The 22,386-nt window shown below is 61.3% G+C and carries 19 protein-coding genes; 13 read left to right on the forward strand and 6 right to left on the reverse strand.

The window, feature by feature from the left end:
- Nucleotide 1 precedes the first annotated feature (1 nt).
- The 5 genes from ACM6IQ_RS13270 to ACM6IQ_RS13290 all read right to left on the reverse strand — a co-directional run bounded on the left by ACM6IQ_RS13270 (nt 2) and on the right by ACM6IQ_RS13290 (nt 6,089).
- Nucleotides 2-940, reverse strand: coding sequence for a LysR family transcriptional regulator (locus tag ACM6IQ_RS13270; RefSeq protein WP_017338172.1), 939 nt, complete (start codon nt 938-940; stop codon nt 2-4).
- Between the two features lie 65 nt (nt 941-1,005).
- Nucleotides 1,006-1,956 carry an aldo/keto reductase gene (locus ACM6IQ_RS13275; protein ID WP_414879031.1) on the reverse strand — a complete coding sequence of 317 codons (951 nt, stop codon included), beginning with the start codon at nt 1,954-1,956 and terminating at the stop codon, nt 1,006-1,008.
- A gap of 32 nt (nt 1,957-1,988) precedes the next feature.
- Nucleotides 1,989-3,467 (reverse strand): efflux transporter outer membrane subunit, encoded by a 1,479-nt coding sequence (locus ACM6IQ_RS13280; protein WP_414879032.1) that lies wholly within the window; start codon nt 3,465-3,467, stop codon nt 1,989-1,991.
- 19 nt (nt 3,468-3,486) lie between these two features.
- Entirely contained in the window at nt 3,487-4,956 is a 1,470-nt protein-coding gene (locus tag ACM6IQ_RS13285) for a DHA2 family efflux MFS transporter permease subunit (RefSeq protein ID WP_414879033.1), read from the reverse strand.
- Nucleotides 4,953-6,089, reverse strand: a complete 1,137-nt coding sequence (locus ACM6IQ_RS13290) for an HlyD family secretion protein (protein ID WP_414879034.1) — start codon at nt 6,087-6,089, stop codon at nt 4,953-4,955. Before ACM6IQ_RS13290 ends, ACM6IQ_RS13285 begins: the two co-directional genes overlap by 4 nt.
- A 224-nt stretch (nt 6,090-6,313) precedes the next feature.
- Here ACM6IQ_RS13290 and ACM6IQ_RS13295 point away from each other — a divergent pair, with 224 nt between their 5' ends.
- From ACM6IQ_RS13295 to ACM6IQ_RS13340, 10 genes are all read left to right on the forward strand, one after another.
- Nucleotides 6,314-6,937: a TetR/AcrR family transcriptional regulator gene (locus tag ACM6IQ_RS13295; RefSeq protein ID WP_017338167.1), complete on the forward strand. Its 624-nt coding sequence runs from the start codon at nt 6,314-6,316 to the stop codon at nt 6,935-6,937.
- A gap of 10 nt (nt 6,938-6,947) precedes the next feature.
- Nucleotides 6,948-7,475 (forward strand): G/U mismatch-specific DNA glycosylase, encoded by a 528-nt coding sequence (gene mug, locus ACM6IQ_RS13300; RefSeq protein ID WP_414879035.1) that lies wholly within the window; start codon nt 6,948-6,950, stop codon nt 7,473-7,475.
- A gap of 86 nt (nt 7,476-7,561) precedes the next feature.
- Entirely contained in the window at nt 7,562-7,990 is a 429-nt protein-coding gene (locus ACM6IQ_RS13305; protein ID WP_414879036.1) for a nuclear transport factor 2 family protein, read from the forward strand.
- A 233-nt stretch (nt 7,991-8,223) separates the two neighbouring features.
- Entirely contained in the window at nt 8,224-9,354 is a 1,131-nt protein-coding gene (locus ACM6IQ_RS13310) for a PAS domain-containing protein (protein WP_414879037.1), read from the forward strand.
- On the forward strand, nt 9,351-10,778 hold the full coding sequence (locus ACM6IQ_RS13315) for a sigma-54 interaction domain-containing protein (RefSeq protein WP_017338163.1): 1,428 nt from the start codon (nt 9,351-9,353) through the stop codon (nt 10,776-10,778). The genes ACM6IQ_RS13310 and ACM6IQ_RS13315 overlap by 4 nt, the downstream gene beginning before the upstream one ends.
- A gap of 260 nt (nt 10,779-11,038) precedes the next feature.
- Nucleotides 11,039-11,641, forward strand: a complete 603-nt coding sequence (locus ACM6IQ_RS13320) for a dimethylamine monooxygenase subunit DmmA family protein (RefSeq protein ID WP_017338162.1) — start codon at nt 11,039-11,041, stop codon at nt 11,639-11,641.
- A complete protein-coding gene (locus ACM6IQ_RS13325) occupies nt 11,638-12,606 on the forward strand; it encodes a PDR/VanB family oxidoreductase (protein ID WP_414879038.1) in 969 nt (322 codons plus the stop codon). The genes ACM6IQ_RS13320 and ACM6IQ_RS13325 overlap by 4 nt, the downstream gene beginning before the upstream one ends.
- A 15-nt stretch (nt 12,607-12,621) precedes the next feature.
- Nucleotides 12,622-13,644 (forward strand): heme-dependent oxidative N-demethylase family protein, encoded by a 1,023-nt coding sequence (locus ACM6IQ_RS13330; protein ID WP_017338160.1) that lies wholly within the window; start codon nt 12,622-12,624, stop codon nt 13,642-13,644.
- 172 nt (nt 13,645-13,816) lie between these two features.
- Complete coding sequence (locus ACM6IQ_RS13335) at nt 13,817-15,355, forward strand: APC family permease (protein ID WP_414879039.1); 1,539 nt, start codon at nt 13,817-13,819, stop codon at nt 15,353-15,355.
- Nucleotides 15,356-15,460: 105 nt separating this feature from the next.
- On the forward strand, nt 15,461-16,885 hold the full coding sequence (locus ACM6IQ_RS13340) for a gamma-aminobutyraldehyde dehydrogenase (protein ID WP_414879040.1): 1,425 nt from the start codon (nt 15,461-15,463) through the stop codon (nt 16,883-16,885).
- Between the two features lie 96 nt (nt 16,886-16,981).
- On the opposite strand, the gene ACM6IQ_RS13345 is transcribed toward ACM6IQ_RS13340, so the two are convergent.
- Nucleotides 16,982-17,218: a hypothetical protein gene (locus ACM6IQ_RS13345; protein ID WP_414879041.1), complete on the reverse strand. Its 237-nt coding sequence runs from the start codon at nt 17,216-17,218 to the stop codon at nt 16,982-16,984.
- Between the two features lie 181 nt (nt 17,219-17,399).
- On the opposite strand from ACM6IQ_RS13345, the gene ACM6IQ_RS13350 reads away from it, so the two are divergent.
- From ACM6IQ_RS13350 to glcE, 3 genes are all read left to right on the forward strand, one after another.
- A complete protein-coding gene (locus ACM6IQ_RS13350; RefSeq protein WP_017339319.1) occupies nt 17,400-19,163 on the forward strand; it encodes an L-lactate permease in 1,764 nt (587 codons plus the stop codon).
- 656 nt (nt 19,164-19,819) lie between these two features.
- Nucleotides 19,820-21,319 (forward strand): glycolate oxidase subunit GlcD, encoded by a 1,500-nt coding sequence (gene glcD, locus ACM6IQ_RS13355; protein ID WP_017339320.1) that lies wholly within the window; start codon nt 19,820-19,822, stop codon nt 21,317-21,319.
- Entirely contained in the window at nt 21,319-22,383 is a 1,065-nt protein-coding gene (glcE, locus tag ACM6IQ_RS13360) for a glycolate oxidase subunit GlcE (RefSeq protein ID WP_414879042.1), read from the forward strand. Before glcD ends, glcE begins: the two co-directional genes overlap by 1 nt.
- The last annotated feature ends 3 nt before the right edge of the window (nt 22,384-22,386 follow it).

Below are 22,386 nucleotides of genomic sequence, written 5' to 3' on the forward strand. Positions count from 1 at the left end.
ATCAGCGCCCGGCGGCTGAACCGGCGATCGCTTCATCGGATGCCAATAACACCGGTATGTAATCCTTCAGAAATTCCACCCATGTCTTTATCTTTGCATCCACGAATTTTCGTGACGGGTAGATCGCAAACAAGTTGAACTCTTCAAAGTGATACTCCGGCAATACACGCACTAGCGTGCCTGCTCTCAGACCGTCAACGGCAGATGCAATCGGTTGAATACCGATCCCCATCCCGTTTGTGATCGCGACAGTCATTGCATCGGCCGTGTTGACGTGAAACGGAGAGACCGGAATGTTCACCGTCTCCACGCCATCAGGCCCTTCGAATGCCCAGTTTTCAACCGGCATGACCGTATTCACGATCCGCAAACAATCATGTTCGCCAAGCGCCGTTGGAGACTCCGGACAGCCACGTTTCTTCAGGTACACCGGCGAGGCGCAGAGAATGCTGTAAGTGATGCCAAGCCTTTGCGCGACAAACCCTGAATCGGGCAGATCCCGCGCCAGCACAATCGACATGTCATACCCCTCCTCCAGCAAGTCAGGCAGTCGATTGGTCACGGTCAGGTCGAACATCACCGACGGATGCGTCTCCCTGTATTTGGCAATGGCATCGATCACGTAATGATTGCCGATGGCGGACATCGCGTGAATCTTCAGCCTGCCCACCGGGGTGGTATGAGCGGTGCCCGCTTCCTCGTCGGCTTCACGCATCTCATCCAGAATTTTCTCGCAGCGCTGCAAGTAGCGAACCCCGGCTTCGGTCAACGCCAGGCGCCGGGTAGTGCGATTGATCAGGCGGGTTTTCAGCCTGGCCTCCAGACTGGTCACCGCTTTGGACACGTTGGTCGTGGTGGTGTCCAGTATCTGCGCCGCCGCCGTGAAGCTGCCGGTTTGAGCGACGGCGACGAAACAACGCATGGTCTGGAAAATGTCCATTGCAGGACCTCGGAAAAGGGATAAAAAAAAGCGACCTTACAGAAGGCCGCCCTTCTCGTCTCGGGTTACTGCTTGCGCGGAATAAACCCCGGCACACCGGTTTCCACCACCGAGTTGAAGCGTATCCGGGTTGTAATCTCCTCCTTGATCTCCAGCATCGCCCGGTGCGGCAGAGTGGAAAGATCGATGTTTTCCCGGATATGGCTCGGCGTGGCCGATGTGGTCAGGAACGCAACACCGCGTTGAATCGACCAGGCCAGTGCCACTTGCGCCGGGGTCTTCTGCACACGCCGGGCGATCCCGGTAAGCACCGCGTCTTCCAGTACATTCGGTTCCATGCCATGCCCGAGTGGCGCAAACGCCAGGACGATAATTCCATGTTGCTTGCAAAACTCAAGCAGTTCCCACTCCGGCAAATAAGGATGGGACTCGACTTGCACGACGGCGGGCTTGATCCGCGCTTCGGCGACAATCGCCTGCAACGCCGGCAACGTGACATCCGACAAGCCGATGGACCTGCATCGCCCCTCATCCACCAGGCGCTCAAGCGCCCTCCACGTCTCGATCAGCGTAACGCCTGAATCGTAGATCACGTTGCCTTGCTCATCCCGCGGGTCCTGATTGTCGCCCGGTTGAAAAGCAAACGGCGTATGGATCAGGTAGCAGTCGATGTAGTCGACCTGAAGGCGACGGCAACTGGCCTCGAAGGCCGGTTGAACCCGATCGGGACGATGGTTGGTGTTCCACAGTTTGGTGGTGATGAACAGGTCTTCCCGGCGGATCTTTCCACCTTCCAGCGTTTCCTTGATCGCCACGCCGACGCTGTCTTCGTTGCGATAACGCTCGGCACAATCGAAGTGGCGAAACCCGGCGTCCAGGGCTTCCTTGACCGCTTGGGTGGTGACGCTGAGATCGCGGAACAATGTGCCAAATCCAACCGCCGGCATTTCCACAGCGCCGTGATTCAGCGCAAATGTTGTATCGCGAAGGTCATCGTAAAAAGCTTCGTAAGACATATTTTCACTCCAATGTTCAGCGGCCGCAGCCTCTATTGATACGAAGGTTTCTGACCTTCGCGATAAGCAACCCGTTGCTCGAACGCACCGACGGAATTGCCGCCGAGCGCCACGTACAGCCGAACCGTGTCGAGGTACTGCGCAGTCTTCACGCGGATTCGACCCAGCAACGCCTGCTGATAGGCGCGTTCCGCTTCCAGCACCTGGAGAATGCTGTTCTCGCCCTGGGTGTAGGCTTGCCGGTTCAACTGCAAGCTGGTTTCAGCGGCGCGCAACGCGTCCTCCTGCGCGAGGTTTTCCTCGGCGTCATGGTTGATGGCTTGCAGCGTGTCGGCGACCTGGCCGAACGAACTGATCACGGTCTGCTGGTAACCGGCGAGCGTCGCGTTGTAGCCCTCGACCGCTGCCTGACGTTCAGCCTTGAGCGTACCGCCATCGAAAATCGGCCCCGCCAGCCCTGCCGCGAACCCCCAGAGTGCGGCACCGCCGTTGCCGGAAGCGGCCTGCGCCAGCGACGCGGACAGGGTGACGTGGGGATAGAGATTCGCGGTCGCGACGCCAACGGCCGCGCTGGCCATGTGCAGTTCCGCCTCGGCCTGCATGACATCCGGCCGGTCGTGGGCCATTTCCGAAGGCACGCTGACGGGTACGTTGGCCGGCAAGACAAACTCGGCCAGGTCGAAGTCCGGCGCGCTCCAGTCGCCCGGGCCTTTGCCGGTCAGAATCGACAACGCATGACGTGCCGAATCGCGCTGCTGCGCGAGGGGTGGCAACAGCGTACGGTCCTGCGCGAGCCGCGTTTCAGCCAGCGAGACATCGATCTGCGTGGTGGTGCCGTTGGCGTGGGCCAGGCGCACCAGCTCGAGGTTCTTTGTGTCGTTGGCCAGCAGTTTCTCGACGGCCTGCATCTGCGCATTGGCCGAAGCCACCAGCAACGCCTGACTGGCGACACTGCCGGTCAACGTCAGGTACGCCGCTTCGTAGCGATGCTTCTGCAGATCGGTAAACGCTTGCTGCTGTTCGACCAGACGCTTGTTGCCACCGAACGCATCAAGGTCGAAACCGACCCGGGGTCCGATCGCATAGAAGTTGGACACGGACGGTTCTTTGGCGGTGTGCACCCGTTGCCGGCCGGCCTGGGCGCCAAAATCGACCTGCGGATACAGCGCGCCTTCCGCCGCCGCCACCGAGGACGCCGCTTGCCGGATCGTGGCGTCCGCCGCGACGAGCTCAAGGTTGCCGTCAATGGCACGACGAACCACCTTGTCGAGCTTCGGCGATTGAAAAGCGCTCCACCAGTCACCGTTCACTTTACGACCCGGCTGGATGCGTTTATCACCGTTCTGGCCGAGGCGCTGCTCGGCCTGTTGATCGTAGTGCTGCGACGTGCTCGGTGGTTGCATCTGATAATCAGGACCCACGGTACAGGCAGTCAGGAATACCAACGCCGCCATCGCACCGAAGGTGTTTTTGAACTGAGGTCCATTGATGAAGCGTGCATGGGATTTCATTGGGCAAACTCCACGTAAACTAGTTGGTCGGAACGGGCTTGCGAAGAAAGACAACCAGTGGACTGACCACCAGCATCGCCACCAGCAAAATCTTGAACTGGTCGACCACAGCAATAAAAGCCGCCTGGCCGGTGATCATTTCGTTGAGCCCCTCCAGCGCTTGCAGGGACGTTGGCACAGCGGCGTGATACGGCGTCAGATTGCTCACCAGCGCCATGTGCATCGCTTGCGTGTTGTTGAAGAAAAACAGCTGCACGATCGCCACGCCGAGGGTGCTGCCGTAGACCCGCGACAGATTGAACAGGCCGGTGCCTTCCGGGCGCAGCGCGGGATCGAGCGTGCTGAACGCGACCTTGGTCAGCGACGGCATCAGGACGCCAATGCCGATCCCCTGGATCGCGCCTGCCACTGCCACGGGCGACCAATCCATCAACGGCGAATAGCCGAGCATCAGCCAGTTGGCGTAAATCACCACGGCCACCCCGGCCGCGACGAACCAGCGGCGGTCGAAACGCTCGGGAACACGGTTCATCAGCACAAACGCACCGACCAGCCCGATGCCACGCGGGATCGTCAACGAGCCCGTCGTGTCCGGCGGGTAGCCGAGAATTTCATCGAGCATCGGCGAGGTCAGGGCCATGGTCGACAACAGCACAAAACCGACGGCGAAGAAGATGATCGTCGACAGCACGAAGTTGCGATCATCGAACAAACGCTTATTGAGGAAATGCACCTTCGCCGTCAGTACATGCACCGCGAACAGGTACAGCCCCAACGCACAGCCCAATGCTTCCAGCCAGATCTCGGTGGAGGCAAACCAGTCCAGGCGCTCACCGCGATCGAGCAGCATTTGCAGGCTGATCAACCCCAGCGTGAAAGTGCCAAAGCCGAAGAAGTCGAACGCCGGCGCTTTCTCGGCTTTCTTCTCCTTGAGCCACAGCGCCATCACCAGGAAGATGTACGCCGCCAGCGGCAGGCTGATGTAGAAGATCGGCCGCCAGCCGTAATGCTCGCCAACCCAGCCGCCGATGCTCGGGCCGCTGACGATGCCGAACAGCACGATGGCCGTCCAGGTTGCGCCAAACTTCGCACGCTTTTCGGCAGGCAGCGTCTCCAGGGCAATCGCCATCGACAACGGCGCGAGCACGCCACTCGCCAGGCCCTGCATGATCCGCGCACCGATGAATGCCAGCGGAGTCGTTGCCATCGTTCCCAGCACCAGACCGAGCACGAAAAACGCCAGCGCTGCCTGATACACCCGCTTCAAGCCATGACGCGCAGCAAGCCACTGCGCGAACGGCATAGTGATAGCGCTCGCCGCGAGGTACGAGGTGAAGATCCAGCCGGCCTGATCGTCGGTCATCGACAGGCTGCCCTGAATCAACCGGAGTACCGCGTTCGGAACAGGCAGGTTCGCCGACTGCATGTAAGTCGCCAGCAGCGCGACGAACCTCAACGCACGGGCGCCCTCTCCCGCTGGGGCGTTCATGACTCGGCACCTGCGGACAACAGCGCCTTGAGTGGATGCCACCACGGTGTGCGGTATCCGGTGTCGACCTTGACCGTGGCGCTGGTGCCCGAGTACAGCGGCAGCGCCGGACTCATTTCGTCGAGTTCAAGACGAACCGGCACCCGCTGCACCACCTTGACCCAGTTGCCGGTCGCGTTTTCCGGCGGCAGCAAGGCGAAGTCCGATCCGGCACCAGGGCTCATGCTGGTCACGTGGGCTTTGAAAACGTGATCGGGATAGGTGTCGATGCGAATGGTCGCTGCCTGGCCGGGGCGCATGTGCGTCACCTCCGTTTCACGGAAGTTGGCCTCGATCCAGATCTCGCGCTCGGACAGCAGCGCAAAGGCAGGCGCGCCGTTGTTGACGTAGTTGCCGACCTGCAAATCGTCGACCTTGGCGACGATGCCATCGTCCGGTGCGTACACCGTGGCATACGAGAGGTAAAGCTGCGCCTCGTCGAGCTGGGCCCTGGCTTCGCGTACCGTCGGGTGGCTATCGGCGACGATGTCGGGATTGCCGTTCAACGCAACGACCGTGTTGGCGATCTGCTGTTCGATGGACGCAATGCGTTGCCGTGCGACTTTAAGGTCGGTGTCCGCACGCTCGTAAACCGCACGCGAGACAAAGTCGGAAGCCACCAGCGCCTTCTTGCGGGCGAACTCTTTCTGATCGAAATTTGCCGACTCTCTGGCCGATTGCAGCTCAGCCTGTTGCTGGCGATAGCTGGCCTTGAGCCCGTCGATGCGCAACCGTGCCACGCTCAGCTGTGCTTCTGCGCGGTCAACCGCGATCTGCAACGGTTTCGGGTCGATGCGGAACAGGACCTGGCCCTTGTGAACGAGCTGGTTATCCTCGACTGCGATGTCGACCACTTGCCCTGAGATGCGTGCATTGATCGACGCTTTTGCCACCCGGGCGTAAGCGTTATCAGTAGAAACAAACGGAACCCCCGCCAGGTAGTGCACGTACCCGTATGCCGCGAAAAGCACCGGAACGCCTACCATCAGCAGTGGCCGCAGTTTGTCCTTGAGCGGTTTCCTGGGCGCGTCTGGATGGGCCGGCCCTGGGTGCTCGAAGGTCTGTGTGGCTGGAATATCGAATTGTCTGGTCATGATCGGATGCACCTCTAACCGGGAAATCGGGCTAATACCCACTAAAAACAGCCTTACCGTGCGCAAAAAGGAGGATCGCTCCGCCGCACCTGTTTCGTAGCCGCTTCACCCCGTTCGAGCTCCGCTACAACAAACCTGCAACCAAGGAATTTCTGGTTCCTTAATTTTGTGCGATGGTGTAAGAATATCCCCACCGAAATCTCCATTCAAGGATTTTGTACGACATGGCACAAAATAAAACCACCGAAGGAAAAGGCCGCGGCCGCCCTCGCGCCTATGACCCGCAGACAGCGTTGCAGCAGGCGCTGGGAGTTTTCTGGAGCACCGGCTATTCCGGCGCCTCGCTGGACAGCATTGCCACGGCAGCGGGCATGAATCGCCCGAGCCTCTACGCCGCATTCGGCGACAAGCACGCGCTCTATATAAAAGCGCTTGAGCAGTACTGGGAATTTGCTGCGGCGGCCATGCAAGCGGCGCTGACGGACGATGAGCTGACACTGCGCCAGGCGTTGACGCAGTTCTATGAAGGGCAGTTGGCGATCTACTTCTCGGGTGACGGCCAGCCCCGTGGCTGCTTTGCGATTGGCACGGCGACCACTGAGGCGGTCGAAGACCCGGAAATTCGCGAGGTGTTGTCGGAACGGCTCAGCCGTCTGGATGCCGATCTGGAAACGCGGCTGCGGGCAGCCATCGACAAGGGTGAGTTGAACAAGGATGTCGACCCGGCCGCCCTCGCCGTCCTCGCGTCATCGTTGCTGCACAGCATTTCGATTCGGGCGCGGGCAGGCAAATCCCGCGATGAGTTGACGGAACTGGCACGCAACGCGGTCAACGTGATGTGCGGTTGAGGTTTTTTAAGTGAGTGAAGGACTCGAAGACATTCTGGCCGATCATCTGGCGGTGATTTTTTGCGGGATCAACCCGGGCATGATGGCCGCGGCCCAAGGGTATCACTTTGCCGGCAGGGGCAACCGCTTCTGGCGCACGCTGCACCTTGCCGGCTTCACGCCTGAGGAAGTACGTCCGGAAAACGACCGGCAGCTTTTGCAGTATCAGTGTGGCTTGACCGCCGTGGTGGATCGGCCGACGGCGCGAGCGGATCAGCTCTCGGTGGATGAATTCACCGCCGCCGCTGCGAATTTCGAACAGAAAATCGCACGCCATGCGCCACGCTTCGTAGCGTTTCTCGGTAAAGCGGCGTATTGCGCGTTATCCCGCCAACGAGAAATTGCCTGGGGCCTGCAACCAACGACGTTTGGCACTGCTACGGTGTGGGTGCTGCCCAATCCGAGCGGGCGCAACCTCGCCTTCAGCCAGGAACAGCTGGTGGCCGCTTACCGCCAACTCTATCTGGCCACCCACGAGGGCCAGCCATCGACCGCTTGAATACTGCGCCATAAGCAGCGCTTCAGACCCATTGAGATACAGTCGCTGGCAATGCTTTCAGAACAACAACAAAACAGGAGTTGAAGATGTCCGGACTGAAACTGCACCCCAACGCAGCTGCCTCCTTGAATCAATGGCACGCCATGATCCGCGAGGGTGACCTGCAAGCCCTGCCCGCCTTGCTGGACCCGAACGCGGTGTTCCGCTCACCGATGGCGCACACACCGTACCCGGGCGCCCAGGTGGTCACGATGATTCTGACCACGGTGTTTAACGTCTTTGAAGATTTCACCTACCACCGCGAATTGGCGACTGCGGACGGCTTGAATGTCGTCCTCGAATTCAGCGCCAAGGTCGGCGGAAAAGCGCTCAAGGGCATCGACATGATCCGCTTCGACGAGCAAGGCAAAATCGTCGAATTCGAAGTCATGGTTCGTCCGATGAGCGGTTTGCAGGCCCTGGGCGAAGAAATGGGCAGCCGCCTCGGTGCTTATCTGGCGGCCAGCAAGGCCTGACAACGATCGGGGTCACCGATCGGATTGACCCAACCACCTCCCGCCTCCCGACTACGCTCAACGTGAGTGCTGCATAAATGCCTGTTTCGTTGCATTATCGCAGCACTCAACGACTCGCCTGCCCTTGTGCTCCCCTGTTCGTCGCGCCTTCCAGTTGGCATGCGATATGCCCCGCTTTGACTGCCTGAGTGATTTCAGCCAGGCCCCATTAGCCAAATCGAGCCGATCCATCGATGGATATCCTGAATTTACTGACCAACAAGGCGCCGCCGCTGACCAGCACCCTCAGCGCTGACGGGCAACTGATCAGCCTGTCCCCCAGCCTGAGCGATCAACTGGGCTATGACCCCGAAGCGCTGCTGAACCAGCCGATCGAGCGCATCTTCAGTGTCGAATCGTTGCGTGCCGTGCAGTCGTTGTTTGCCAATCCGCCCGCCGATGAGCAAGTGCACAGCCTGGAACTGACCCTGATTCGCCACAACGGCGGCTTGCTGCCCGTGGTCGCTTGCGGATTGCTCGAATGGCGCTCGTTGCACCCGGCGCGCCTGCATCTACTGAAAATCCCTCTCGGCGCACTGGGTCATCGATTGCGGGAAATGCACAACGCCAATGAAGTCATGAGCCAGATGCTGCAAAGCGCCAAGGTCGCGTACTGGTGCATCGAGTTCGCCGAGGCGGTGGACATCAACACCTCGCCCGACGAAATCGTGCGCCAGGTGTTCGAAAACGACTCCCATTGGCGACTGTGCAATCGCGCCATGGCCGACGTGTATGAAATGCCTTCGGATGTCGATTTCAACCAGCAACCGGTGCGCCTGTACTGGCCGCGCAGCCCGGCCAACGAAGAGTTTGTGCGGCGCCTGATCGAAGCCGGTTTCCACGTGGACTGCGCGCTGTCGGTGGATCGCCGGCACGACGGTTCGCCGGCCTATGTCGAGAATGATGTGCGCGCGACCATCGTCAACGGCCATCTGTTGCGCATGTGGGGCAGCATTCGCGATGTCAGTCAGGAACTGCGCATGCAGCACGACGCCGAGCAGCGCATCGACGCCTTGCGCCGGGTGTTCGATGCGGTGCCTGACGCGGTGCTGGTGATCGATGAGCACTTGCAACCGCAATGGCGCAACGCAGCGTTCGAAGAAACCTTTGGCATCACCCATGGCGACGGCATCGCTCGGCTGCTGCTGGACAACGCCCTGCCCGAACGCACCTGGCACAGCCTGCCCCTGCCCGACTTGAGCGGACGCCAGCTGAATTTCAATGTGCATTGCTCGCGCATCCTGATTCGTGAAGGCGTGGCCTGGCGGGTGGCGGTGCTTCGCGAAAGTCAGGGCCTGCGCCGTGCCGAAGAGTTGCACCCATGAAAGACAAGAACCTGCCACCCACGCTGCAAATGGGCATGCGCTCTTCGGTCAACGTCAGCAGTGAAGTGCTGGGCGCCTTGCTGGAGACTCCCGCACTGCACGCCTTGCTCGACAGCTTCAGTGACGCGCTGATCGTGACGGACGGTGAAGGCCGGGTGCGCTTTCTCAACCTCGCCGCCGAGCGGGTCAACCGGGTGTCCCGCCAGCAAGCCAGCGGTTTGTCCGACAGTGAGTTTTACCAACGCTCGGCGCTGAATTACGACGATTTTCAGGCGGCGCTGAATCGCGGCGGCAATAGCGCGCTTACCCGTTCGCGGGAAGGTCGGGTGCTGCTCAGCAGCACCCACGCCATTCCCACCGGGGCCTACGAAAAACCGTTCAGGATGCTGACCCAGAAAGACTTCGACGGCAGCCAGCCGCAGCGTCGCGCCTCGTTGGGCAACCGGCCGGTGGAAACCCAGGGCCTGCGCGATCCACAGGACAACGCATTGCATTTGTCGCCGCAGCTCTCGAGCATCGCCGATACCGGCGTGCGCGCATTCCGGCGGCGTGCGCGGTTGCTGCTGCTGGGCGAACCGGGCGTCGGCAAGACCGCCATCGCACGGCACATCCACCGCGCCGCCGGTTGGGGTGATCGGCCATTCATTCACGTCAACTGCGGGAGCATCCCGGAGAGCCTGTTCGAATCGGAGATGTTCGGCTACGAACGCGGCGCCTTCACTGGCGCGTTGCAGGGTGGCAAGCAAGGTTATATCGAGGCCGCTTCGGGCGGGACGCTGTTCCTTGACGAGATCGGTGAAATCCCGTTGCACGTGCAGGCCAAACTGCTGAAGTTTCTTGAAGACAGCACCATCCAGTCGGTCGGATCACCGTTGAGCAAAACGGTGCAGGTGCAGGTCATTGCCGCCACCAACAAAGACTTGCGTCACTTGGTGAGCATCGGTGAGTTTCGCGCCGACCTCTACTATCGCCTGGCGGTCCTGCCGGTAGAAATTCCGCCGCTGCGCCAGCACCGGGATGACTTGCCGTTCCTCATCGACATCCTGCTGAGTCGCATCAATGGTGACCGCGAGCCGTCACTGAGCCTGTCCGCCGGTTGCCGCAAGCGGCTGTTGGGTTACGACTACCCTGGCAACATCCGCGAACTGGTGAACATCTTCGAACGGCTGGCGGTGCTCGCTGACGATGAAGCCCAGGAGCATCATCTGCCGGCCGAACTGCTCGACCCGGTGCGCCCTCAGGAGCGGGCAAAACCAGTGATGGCCGACGAAGAGGAGACGGAGCAAAACCTCAAGCTGCAGGTTCAGCATTTCGAACGCCAGGTCATTCTCAGGGCCGTGCATGTGTGCGGCAGCAAACGTAAAGCGGCGGTGCACCTGGGGATCGACATCGGGACGTTGATTCGCAAGCTCCAGCGCGACTGAAACCCGCAATGTCAGTGAGCACGCCGCTCCTACAGGGTTGCGTGTTGTTCCGGATGACACCTAACCGCTGCAAAAACGCATACATACCTGGTTACTTTTGCCTGTCCCTCACGCCCTGAAATCAAACAAATCCTTTATTTTCAATAGCTTGAATAACTGGCACGACCTGTGCTCCTGCTACCTGCAACCCACCATTGTTGGGCTTTGCATCAGGGCCGGCTTTCATCTAGCCGCGCCGGTAGCCAGGAGGAATAATAAGAATGTTGATCACCGGGATCAAAAGCCGACCGGTCTATGACCGGTTGCAACCGCTGCCGGGAGGTATCCGGCACATCATTGCCGGGCAAGGCAGCGGCGGTCGCGCCATGTTGCGCTTACTGGAAGAAATGGCTGGCCTGGACCGGCCGATTACCTTGCTCTACTCCCTGGAATCCTTTTCCGGCCAGGACTTCCTCACGCAGTTGCAGCAGCACCCCGAGCACCCACTGCATGTGCATGCAACCAACCAGTCGTTGATCGACGCGCTGAAAACCCTGCTCGGCGAAGCGCGCATGGGCACCCGCCTCTATCTCGCCGGTTCGGAAAGTTTCCTCGGCAGCGCCATGCAAGTGGCCACGCATTTCGACATGAACCGCGACGAAGTGCTGCGCGAGCACTCCGGCACGCTGGTTCGCCGCGTCTGGTGCGTGCATTGCGACACCTACACCGAAAACGTGACCCAACGCGTCTATGACTGCCCCGGCTGTGGCCTGACGCTGGTGGTGCGCGATCACTATTCCCGGCGGTTGGCGGCCTTTCAGGCGGTCAAGGCCGATGCTGAAGTCCCGGGTGAATTGCCCGAAGCCGAGGAGCTCGACACATGAGCCAGAACAATGGCACGTTGAACCTGCGCGTCGCCCGGATCGAAGCGGTGACCCCGGAAATCAAGCGCTTCACCCTGGTGTCGCCGACCGGCGCGCACTTGCCGGCCTTCTCCGGCGGCAGCCACGTCGTGGTGCTGATCGCCCATCAGCAGAACACCTTGCGCAACCCGTATTCGCTGCTGAGTTCGCCGTACGACACCAGCAGTTATCAGATTGCCGTGCGCCGGGTGGACGCCGGGCGCGGTGGCTCGGCGTCGCTGCATGACAACGTCAGTGAAGGTGATCTGATCGAGGTCACCCCGCCGGTCAACCTGTTCCCGCTGATCAAACAGGCACGCCTGCACCTGTTCATCGCTGGTGGCGTCGGCATCACGCCGGTGATTTCCCAGCTGGAAGAACTGCGCCTGAGCAAAGTGCCGTTCGAGCTGCATTACGCGGTGCGCGGTGCAGAACATGCGCAGCTCGGCCAGGAGTTGCAGGCCACTTACGGCGAGCAGGTTCACCTGTACCGCAAAGGCATTGAATCGCGCATGGAGATCGGCCGGGTGCTCGCCGACCGCCCGTTGGGCAGTCACGTCTATGTGTGCGGCCCGGACAGCATGATCGATGCCACGCTGGCCTGCGCCCGCGACCTTGGCTGGACTGACAGTCACGTGCACTTCGAGCGTTTCCTCGAACAGAGCAGCGGCGGCGAAGCCTTCAGTTTCACCCTCGGCCGCAGCGGCGCAACGATTGAAGTCTCGCCCGACCAGACCATGCTCGAAGCGGTCGAAGCCGCCGGCTACAGCATGCCGTACCTGTGTCGCGGCGGTGCCTGCGGGCATTGCGAAACCTCAGTGCTGGAACTCGACGGCGAACTGCTGCACAGCGATGACTGGCTGTCCGACGAAGACAAGGTCGGCCGCAAGAAAATCATGCCCTGCGTATCCCGCGCCAAGTGCAATCGCCTGGTCATCGACCTCTGATCGACGGAGAACAAAATGAATATCCAATTCAATCCCGACGAAACCTATCGCGACGACTACACCTTCGCCAACAGCCCGGAAACCATCGCCCGCGCGCCCTTCCCGTTCCCCGATGACGACTACATGTATTCGATGAACCTCGAACCGCATGTGTCGGTGGGCGACGGTGCGTTTCGCGCCGCATTCGATATCGACGAACACTACATCAGCGAATGCCGGGACCGCGCGATCACCCTTGAGAAAGATCCGGGCATGCACTACGTCTCGGCGCCGCACATGATGGAAGCGCAATGGGATTTGCTGGAGCTGATCATGGAGTCCTACGCCCGGGACTATCCGCAGTACTTCAGCCTGGCGCGTGAAGGTCGGCAGTGGCACTGGACCAACCGCCTGCTGGACATCGACGACCATTTCACCTTCGGCGACCCGGCCACCCTGCCCTACGAGCCGATGGAGTACGTGACCCGCCAGGCCCAGGGCGATTGGGTGTTGCAGGAAGAACGCGACGGCACGCTGTACTGGGGCGCGGGGATCGCCACCCAGCGCGCGGATTACTCGCTGCGTTTCAACCTCGGCATGAGCTGGGAGGAGTTCCACGGGCCGGTGCCGCTGGTCAAGGAAATCGGCATGCTCGACCGCGCCTTGAAGTTCCTGCTGCGCCTGCGCACTGGCCATCCGGTGCGTCGCCTGAACTGGTCACTGACCGTTAACCCGCGCCTCGAAGTCTCGGCCGAAAGCCTGCCGGAATGGGCACCGGACCGGACCATCGTCACCGCAGAAAACGCCGGAAAACTGGTTTACCTGCGCATCGAGTTGCAACCGCTGCATCGCCTGCCGCGCAGTAACGCCATCGTCTTTCCGATCCGCACGTACCTGCTCAGCCTCGAAGACATCGCGACCAACCCGGCGTGGGCCCGACGCATGCACCGAGTGCTGCGGGACTTGAATCAGCAATTGGTTGATTACAAGGGTTTCAGCCGTTATCGCGATGCTGCCGTTGAATGGCTGTCGCAGTACGACGACGAAACCAAAGCCTGACGCGATCCCCTGTGGGAGCCAGCCTGCTGGCGATGGCGGTCTTGAGGTCGCTATGGCTCCCACAGGTTCGAGGTGTCCGTGAGACCCCCATACAACAAAAAGATCGACAAGAACATCGGCCGGCCAACCGGCCAACCCAGCAAACACCTGCCATTGATAATGAGGAAATAAAATGAGTGGCTCATCCAACACGCGTGCAAGCGTCAGCGCCGATCAGGACGCGGAACAACTCCGCGCCCTCGGCTACAGTTCGGACTTCAACCGCAGCATGAGCCTGTGGGAGAACTTCTCCCTGGGCTTTACCTACCTGTCGCCGGTCGTCGGCGTCTACACCCTGTTCGGTTTGTGCCTGGCCGCCGGCGGCCCGCCGATGTTCTGGTCCTACCTGCTGATCGGCGCCGGGCAATTGCTGGTGTGCCTGATCTTCGGTGAAATCGTCTCGCAGTTCCCGATTTCCGGGGGTGTCTATCCGTGGGCCCGTCGCCTGGTGGGCAAGCGCTGGGCGTGGATGGTCGGCTGGGTGTATGCCTGGGCGTTGTGCGCCACCATCGCTGGCGTCGCCGTGGGTGCCGGGCCGTACCTGGCGATCATGCTGGGTTTCAATCCCGGTCCCGAAGCCAACATCTACATTGCCCTGACGATCATCCTGCTCTCGACCGCCCTCAACCTGGTGGGCACCAAACTGCTGGCGCGGGTGGCGATGTTCGGCTTTCTCTGCGAGCTGGTCGGGGCGATTCTGGTCGGCGGCTACCTGCTGATCTTCGAGCGTCATCAGCCATTCAGCGTGCTGTTCGACACCTTCAACCTTGAGGTCAACGGCTCGTACTTGCCGGCGTTCCTCGCGGCCTCGTTGGCGGGTCTGTTCCAGTACTACGGCTTCGAGGCCTGCGGCGATGTCGCCGAAGAAACCCCGAACCCGGGCAAGCGCATTCCGAAGGCGATGCGCATGACCATTTACATCGGTGGCGCGGCGGCGATGTTCGCCTGCCTGGCGCTGATTCTCTCGGTGCCGGACATGGCCAAGGTCCTGGCCGGTGAAGACACTGACCCAGTGGCCACCATCCTCGCCAATGCTTTCGGTCCGGTAGGTTCGCGACTGGTGATGGCGGTGGTGATGGTGTCGTTCATCTCTTGCGTGCTGAGCCTGCAAGCGGCGGCCAGTCGTCTGCTGTTCGCCTATGCCCGTGACGAAATGATCATCGGTAGCTCGCTGCTCAAACGCCTCTCGGGCAACCATGTACCGTCGTTCGCGTTGCTGATCAGCGGCCTGGTGCCAGCGGCGATTGTCTGCCTGGGCATGTTCATGGCTGATGCCGTGGCGACCATCGTCGGATTCGCGGCGATTGGTATCTACGTGGCCTTCCAGCTGATCGTCGTCGCCGCGTTGATCGCCCGCGCCAAGGGCTGGCGCCCGAACGGGCAGTTCACGCTGGGTGCGTGGGGCGTGTGGGTGAACCTCGCTGCGTTGATTTATGGCGTCTGCGCCATCGTCAACATGGTCTGGCCGCGCTCGCCGGATGCGCCGTGGTACATCAACTTTTCGATGATCCTGACCACGCTGGTGGTAATGGGCGCTGGGCTGGTTTACATGCTGCTGGGCAAGCCGTACGACAAAGGCACGGCGCCCGCGGGGGATGCGTGGAAGTTTTCGAAACCGCAGGTTAAGGATGCTGACCTGTCCGGTGCTTCGATCAATCGATCGACGATCTGACAACGACTGCCCCGAAAGGAACCGGATCCTGTGGGAACGGGCTTGCCCGCTCCCGAACGGATTCGGTTCCGACAGAAAAACAATAGATTCGAAGAGGACAACGCCATGCAAACCCAACTCTTGATCAACGGCCAACTGCTCGACGGCGAAGGCCCCGCCCAACCGGTGTTCAACCCGGCCCTCGGTCGCGTGCTGGTGGAAATCAACGAAGCCAGCGAAGCCCAGGTCGATGCCGCGGTGCGCGCCGCCGACGCCGCGTTCGACAGCTGGTCGCAGACTCCGCCCAAGGAGCGCTCGCTGCTGCTGCTCAAACTCGCCGACGCCATCGAAGCCCACGGCGAAGAGCTGGCCAAACTCGAATCCGACAACTGCGGCAAACCCTACAGCGCCGCGTTGAACGACGAGATCCAGGCGATTGCCGACGTGTTCCGTTTCTTCGCCGGCGCCAGCCGTTGCATGAGCGGCTCGGCCGGCGGTGAATACCTGGCCGGCCACACCTCGATGATCCGCCGCGATCCGGTGGGCGTGATCGCCTCCATCGCGCCGTGGAACTACCCGCTGATGATGGTCGCCTGGAAAATCGCCCCAGCCCTCGCCGCCGGTAATACCGTGGTGCTCAAGCCGTCGGAACAAACCCCGCTGACCGCCCTGCGCCTGGCGCAACTGGCGTCGGAAATCTTCCCGGCCGGCGTACTCAACCTGGTGTTCGGCCGTGGTCCTTCCGTCGGCAGCCCATTGGTCACTCACCCGAAAGTGCGCATGGTGTCGCTGACGGGCTCGATCGCCACCGGTTCGAACATCATTTCCAGCACCGCCGACAGCGTCAAACGCATGCACATGGAACTGGGCGGCAAGGCCCCGGTGATCATCTTCGACGACGCCGATATCGACGCCGCCGTGGAAGGCATTCGCACCTTCGGTTTCTACAACGCCGGGCAGGACTGCACCGCGGCCTGCCGCATCTATGCGCAGGAAGGCATCTACGACAGATTCGTCGAGAAGCTCGGCGCGGCGGTCAGCAGCATCAAGTACGGCCTGCAGGATGACCCGTCGACCGAACTGGGGCCGCTGATCACCGCGCAGCACCGCGACCGGGTGGCCGGTTTTGTCGAACGTGCCTTGGCGCAATCGCACATCCGTTTGATCACCGGCGGCAAGGCGGTTGAAGGCAATGGTTTCTTCTTTGAACCGACGGTGCTGGCCGACGCGCTGCAGGACGACGAAATCGTCCGTCGCGAGGTGTTCGGGCCGGTGGTGTCAGTGACCAAGTTCGCCGATGAAGCGCAGGTGCTGGGCTGGGCCAATGATTCGGACTACGGCCTGGCGTCGTCGGTGTGGACCGCCGACGTCGGTCGCGCGCATCGCCTGTCGGCGCGCTTGCAGTACGGCTGCACCTGGGTGAACACGCACTTCATGCTGGTCAGCGAAATGCCCCATGGCGGTCAGAAATTGTCCGGCTACGGGAAGGACATGTCGATGTACGGGCTGGAGGACTACACCGTTGTGCGGCATGTGATGTTCAAGCACTAAAAGCTTCGCGAGCAAGCCCGCTTCCACATTTGACCGTATGCCCCTGTGGGAGCGGGCTTGCCCGCGATGGCCTTACCGCTGATCCAACGCCAGGCCCTACAACGTCCTCTGCCCGTTGCCGATGTCCTTGGCTTTCTCGATCCCCCATTCCATCGCGGCCTCCATGTCGAGAAAATGCAGCGCGGGATGGTCGTTCTCCTCAATGGCCGAGCCATCAGGTCGGTAGACACCTATGAACATTCCCAACGAACCGTCCCGCAGGATCTCGGCCTTGACCTCGATGCTGCATCCGTTCGACAGCGTTTCCGTGTGGCGCAAATGGCGTTCAGTCATTGTTGCGTTCCTCCGGGTAGTTAAGTCGGTCAACGCGTACCGCAGTCCCTATTTTTAGTTCAAAAAACCGCTGAAAGGCCTGGTGTACAAGGGTGCAAGACAGCGGCGCAATGCCACCTATACTACAAGCCACCGCCCCCTCGGGGTCTGCACTCCCAACAATAAAAAGCAGAGGTGGAACATGGTCTGGCAGCAAATCTACGATCCGTTCGGCAACCCGGTCATTTCAACCATCATGGCAGCAGTGCCGGTCGTGGTGATGCTGGCAGCCCTGGCGTTCTTCCACATCAAAGCACATTTGGCGGCATTGCTCGCCCTCGCCTCCGCCCTGGTCATCGCGATCTTCGCCTTCGGCATGCCGGCGAACATGGCAGGCTCGGCCGCCCTGTATGGCGCCGCCAACGGTTTGCTGCCAATTGGCTGGATTGTGCTTAACATCATCTTCCTGCACCGCCTGACCACCGAGAACGGCTCGTTCAAAGTGCTGCAAGACTCGCTGGCGCGCATCACCGATGATCGACGCCTGCAGTTGTTGCTGATTGCCTTCTGCTTCGGCGCCTTTTTCGAAGGCGCTGCCGGTTTCGGTACACCGGTGGCGGTGACCGGGGCGATTCTGATCGGTCTGGGCTTCTCGCCGCTGGCCGCGTCCGGCCTGGCATTGATCGCCAACACCGCGCCCGTGGCCTTTGGCGCGCTGGGTACGCCGATCATTACGCTGGCCAAGGTCACCGGGCTGGATGAAATGGAGCTGTCGATGATGGTCGGGCGGCAATTGCCGTTTTTCTCGGTGATCGTGCCGTTCTGGTTGATCTGGGCCTTCGCCGGCTGGCGCAAGATGCTGGAAATCTGGCCGGCCATCCTGGTGGCCGGCGTCAGTTTCGCCGTGCCGCAATTCCTGGTGTCCAACTACCACGGGCCAATGCTGGTGGACGTGGTTGCCGCGCTGATTTCCATGGCCTGCCTGACCGGTTTTCTCCGGGTGTGGAAACCCGCGACGGTGCACACCTCCGCTGCGCTGTCCGGGCGTGTCGATAATTCCAGAATCGCCGACGAGCATGACGAAAAACCCGTCGCCAGTACGACCTTTGCCAGCGACGCCAAGCCTGCTGTCATGCGCGCGTGGATGCCGTGGATCATCCTCACGGTGTTCGTTTTCGCCTGGGGCACCCAAGGCTTCAAAAACATGTTCGATACCCGTCCGGCGATCGATCCGGTCACACACTCCGCCAAGCTCGACCCTCAAGGCAAACCGCTGCGCGAAGCGAACCCGATCTTTGCTCCGGTCATCACCTTCGGCACGATCCACCAGCAAATCGAAAAAGTCCCGCCGGTGGTGCCTGCGCCTAAAACCGAAGACGCGGTCTACAAATTCACCTGGTTGACCAGCACCGGCAGCGGCATCTTGCTGGCGGCGATCCTGGGCGGGCTGCTGATGGGCTATTCCATCCCGCAACTGATCAAGCAGTACCTGCGAACCATCTGGGTCGTGCGTTATTCGCTGATCACCATTGTGGCGATGCTCGCCCTGGGCTTCCTCACCCGCTATTCGGGACTGGACGCCACCATGGGCCTGGCGTTCGCGGCGACGGGGATTTTCTACCCCATGTTCGGCACCCTGCTCGGCTGGCTCGGCGTGGCGCTGACGGGTTCGGACACGGCGTCCAACGTGCTGTTCGGCGGCTTGCAGAAAGTGACTGCCGAGCAACTGGGTCTTAGTCCGGTGTTGATGGCGGCGGCCAACAGTTCCGGTGGGGTCATGGGCAAGATGGTTGATGCGCAGTCGATCGTGGTGGCCTCGACCGCCACGCGTTGGTACGGCCATGAAGGGGAGATTCTGCGTTATGTGTTCTTCCATTCCATCATTCTGGCGATTCTGGTGGGTGGGTTGGTGACGTTGCAGGCTTATGTGTCGCCGTTTACGCAGATGGTTGTGGGTGGGCATTAAGCGGATGCAGTTTGCCTGGGTTTTGGGTGCAGGCGCTTGGGGGCATATCCGTTTTTTTGGTAACGGCGGCTATTGGTTCCGCCCTTACGGCGGGTTACTTGGAGAAGCGCCAAGTAACCAAGCGCCTGCGCCCCTGACGTACGGTGGCTCGCCCTGGCTCGCCATTCCCTCGCTCCGGTCCTGCTCCGTGGGCCCGCCGCCATCGGGATAGCACCAATGTCATGCCCGCCAAAAATCCCCTGTGGGAGCTAGCCTGCTAGCGATGGAAGTCCAGACACCGTGTACATTCAGACAGCACGCGTTATCGTTAACGACTATCGCTAGCAGGCTAGCTCCCACAGGGGAAATGTGTACGCTGCAAGAGCCAGGTCGGTCCGAAGGCCGCCTCGCGGTGCTTTTGCGGTAGCCGCCCCCGGCCATGGATGGCCGATGGCGGCGGGCCCACAGAGCAGGACCGGAGCGCGGGCATGCCGAGCATTAGCGAGGCACCGAACGAAAGGGGCAAAAGCGCTTGGTTACTTGGCGCTTTTCCAATTAACCCGCCGTAAGAGCAGAACCATAAGCAGCCGTTACCGCAGAAACGGATATTCACCCAAACGCTCAAACAAACAGACCGCTGCCCCGGCAATGCACGAACGGAGTATCGTAAAACGACTATGAACATTCTCTACGATGAACGCGTTGATGGTGTGCTACCGGACGTCGACAAGGCCGCCTTGCTGCGAGCTCTGCAAACCCGCTTGCCGAAACTGGAAGTGCTGCATCAGCAGGAAGAGCTGAAACCTTACGAATGCGACGGCCTCTCGGCTTATCGCACCACGCCCCTGCTGGTGGTGTTGCCACGCCACCTCGACGAGGTGCAAGGCGTGCTTCGGCTCTGTCATGAGCTGCAGGTCCCGGTGGTCGCCCGCGGCGCCGGCACCGGTTTGTCCGGCGGCGCATTGCCGCTGGAAAAAGGCGTGCTGCTGGTGATGGCGCGTTTCAACAACATTTTGCACATCGACCCCGCCGCCCGCACCGCACGGGTCCAGCCGGGTGTACGCAACCTGGCGATTTCCCAGGCAGCGGCACCGTTCGGCCTGTACTACGCGCCCGACCCGTCTTCGCAAATCGCCTGTTCGATCGGCGGCAATGTCGCTGAAAACGCCGGCGGCGTGCATTGCCTGAAATACGGTCTGACCGTGCACAACCTGCTCAAGGTCGACATCCTTACCGTCGACGGCGAACACCTGACGTTGGGCTCCGATGCCCTCGACTCGCCCGGCTTCGACCTGCTGGCGCTGTTCACCGGTTCCGAAGGCATGCTCGGGGTGATCACCGAAGTCACGGTCAAACTGCTGCCCAAACCGCAGACTGCGAAGGTGCTGCTGGCGGCGTTCGATTCCGTCGAAAAAGCCGGTCGCGCGGTCGGTGACATCATCGCCGCCGGCATCATTCCCGGTGGCCTGGAAATGATGGACAACCTGGCGATTCGCGCCGCCGAAGACTTTATCCACGCCGGTTACCCAGTGGACGCCGAAGCGATTCTGCTGTGCGAACTCGACGGGGTCGAAGCCGATGTCCACGACGACTGCGACCGCGTGCGCCAGGTGTTGGAAAACGCGGGCGCCACCGAAGTGCGTCAGGCCAGGGATGAAGCCGAGCGCGTGCGTTTCTGGGCCGGGCGCAAGAATGCCTTCCCGGCCGTGGGTCGCCTTTCGCCGGATTACTACTGCATGGACGGCACGATCCCGCGCCGCGAGTTGCCCGGTGTGCTGCGTGCGATTGCGGCGCTTTCCGCCGAGTATGACTTGCGCGTCGCCAACGTTTTCCATGCCGGTGACGGCAACATGCACCCGCTGATTCTGTTCGACGCCAATCAACCGGGCGAGCTCGACCGCGCCGAAGCCCTGGGCGGCAAGATCCTCGAATTGTGCGTGAAAGTCGGCGGCAGCATTACCGGTGAACACGGCGTGGGCCGCGAGAAAATCAATCAGATGTGCGCGCAGTTCAACAGCGATGAGCTGACCGTATTCCATGCCGTCAAGGCCGCGTTCGATCCGAGTGGCTTGCTCAATCCGGGCAAGAACATTCCGACCCTGCACCGCTGCGCCGAGTTTGGCGCCATGCACGTGCACATGGGTCAGCTGCCCTTCCCTGAGCTGGAGCGTTTCTGATGCGCAGTGAACGGGATATCGATGACAGCGCCGTGCTGCTGGAGCAGGTCAACCAGGCCCTGGAAAACGCCACGCCGCTGCGGATTCAGGGTTCCAACAGCAAGGCGTTTCTGGGCCGTATCGTTGCGGGTGAAGTCCTCGACACCCGCGCGCACCGCGGCATCGTCAGCTACGACCCGACCGAACTGGTGATCACCGCCCGGTGCGGTACGCCATTGTCGGAATTGACCGAAGTGCTGCACGACGCGCAGCAAATGCTGCCCTGCGAACCGCCCTCCTTTGGTGACGACGCCACGGTGGGCGGGATGATCGCCTGCGGGCTGTCGGGACCGCGACGGCCATGGTCAGGTTCGGTGCGCGACTTCGTCCTCGGCACGCGGGTCATCACCGGGCATGGCAAACACTTGCGCTTCGGCGGCGAAGTGATGAAGAACGTCGCCGGCTACGACCTGTCGCGCCTGATGGCTGGCAGCTTCGGTTGCCTTGGCGTGATCACGGAAGTCTCGCTCAAGGTGCTGCCCAAACCACGCCAGTGCCTGAGCATCAGCCTGGAAATGGACAGCGATCGCGCCTTGCTGCGACTCGCGGAATGGGGTCAGCAACCGCTGCCGATCAGCGCCGCGTGCCACGACGGAACGAGCCTGCACCTGCGACTGGAGGGTGGCGAAGGCTCGGTGGCGGCGGCCCATGACCGGTTGGGCGGCGAGCTGTTGGACAGTGCTTACTGGACGGATCTCAACGAACACCGCCTGAGTTTCTTCGACGAGGATCAGCCGCTCTGGCGCTTGTCCGTTCCGCACAACACGGCTCGGTTGTCCCTGCCCGGCCGGCAATTGATCGACTGGGGCGGCGCCCAGCGCTGGCTCAAGTCCGACGCTGAAGCGGCGTTCATTCGCAAGGTCGTCGAAGAGGTCGGCGGCCACGTCACCTGCTACAGCCATGGCCTGATCGACAGCCCGTTCCAGCCGTTGCCTGCCGCGTTGTTGCGCTATCACCGCAGCCTGAAACAACAACTCGATCCACGGGGCATCTTCAACCCCGCACGCCTGTACGCGGAGCTTTGAACC

Origin of the sequence: Pseudomonas sp. IT-P100 (assembly GCF_949767185.1) — a bacterium.
GTDB classification, from domain to species: Bacteria; Pseudomonadota; Gammaproteobacteria; order Pseudomonadales; family Pseudomonadaceae; genus Aquipseudomonas; species Aquipseudomonas fluorescens_B.

Bases quoted from the DNA above. Each gene is read 5' to 3' on its own strand.
- ACM6IQ_RS13280 (WP_414879032.1), bottom strand. From the start codon at position 3,467: ATGAAATCCCATGCACGCTTCATCAATGGACCTCAGTTCAAAAACACC.
- ACM6IQ_RS13290 (WP_414879034.1), bottom strand. From the start codon at position 6,089: ATGACCAGACAATTCGATATTCCAGCCACACAGACCTTCGAGCACCCA.
- ACM6IQ_RS13285 (WP_414879033.1), bottom strand. From the start codon at position 4,956: ATGAACGCCCCAGCGGGAGAGGGCGCCCGTGCGTTGAGGTTCGTCGCG.
- glcD (WP_017339320.1), top strand. From the start codon at position 19,820: ATGAACATTCTCTACGATGAACGCGTTGATGGTGTGCTACCGGACGTC.
- ACM6IQ_RS13325 (WP_414879038.1), top strand. From the start codon at position 11,638: ATGAGCCAGAACAATGGCACGTTGAACCTGCGCGTCGCCCGGATCGAA.
- ACM6IQ_RS13330 (WP_017338160.1), top strand. From the start codon at position 12,622: ATGAATATCCAATTCAATCCCGACGAAACCTATCGCGACGACTACACC.
- ACM6IQ_RS13340 (WP_414879040.1), top strand. From the start codon at position 15,461: ATGCAAACCCAACTCTTGATCAACGGCCAACTGCTCGACGGCGAAGGC.
- glcE (WP_414879042.1), top strand. From the start codon at position 21,319: ATGCGCAGTGAACGGGATATCGATGACAGCGCCGTGCTGCTGGAGCAG.
- ACM6IQ_RS13320 (WP_017338162.1), top strand. From the start codon at position 11,039: ATGTTGATCACCGGGATCAAAAGCCGACCGGTCTATGACCGGTTGCAA.
- ACM6IQ_RS13350 (WP_017339319.1), top strand. From the start codon at position 17,400: ATGGTCTGGCAGCAAATCTACGATCCGTTCGGCAACCCGGTCATTTCA.
- ACM6IQ_RS13345 (WP_414879041.1), bottom strand. From the start codon at position 17,218: ATGACTGAACGCCATTTGCGCCACACGGAAACGCTGTCGAACGGATGC.
- ACM6IQ_RS13305 (WP_414879036.1), top strand. From the start codon at position 7,562: ATGTCCGGACTGAAACTGCACCCCAACGCAGCTGCCTCCTTGAATCAA.
- ACM6IQ_RS13310 (WP_414879037.1), top strand. From the start codon at position 8,224: ATGGATATCCTGAATTTACTGACCAACAAGGCGCCGCCGCTGACCAGC.
- ACM6IQ_RS13270 (WP_017338172.1), bottom strand. From the start codon at position 940: ATGGACATTTTCCAGACCATGCGTTGTTTCGTCGCCGTCGCTCAAACC.
- ACM6IQ_RS13295 (WP_017338167.1), top strand. From the start codon at position 6,314: ATGGCACAAAATAAAACCACCGAAGGAAAAGGCCGCGGCCGCCCTCGC.
- ACM6IQ_RS13335 (WP_414879039.1), top strand. From the start codon at position 13,817: ATGAGTGGCTCATCCAACACGCGTGCAAGCGTCAGCGCCGATCAGGAC.
- ACM6IQ_RS13315 (WP_017338163.1), top strand. From the start codon at position 9,351: ATGAAAGACAAGAACCTGCCACCCACGCTGCAAATGGGCATGCGCTCT.
- ACM6IQ_RS13275 (WP_414879031.1), bottom strand. From the start codon at position 1,956: ATGTCTTACGAAGCTTTTTACGATGACCTTCGCGATACAACATTTGCG.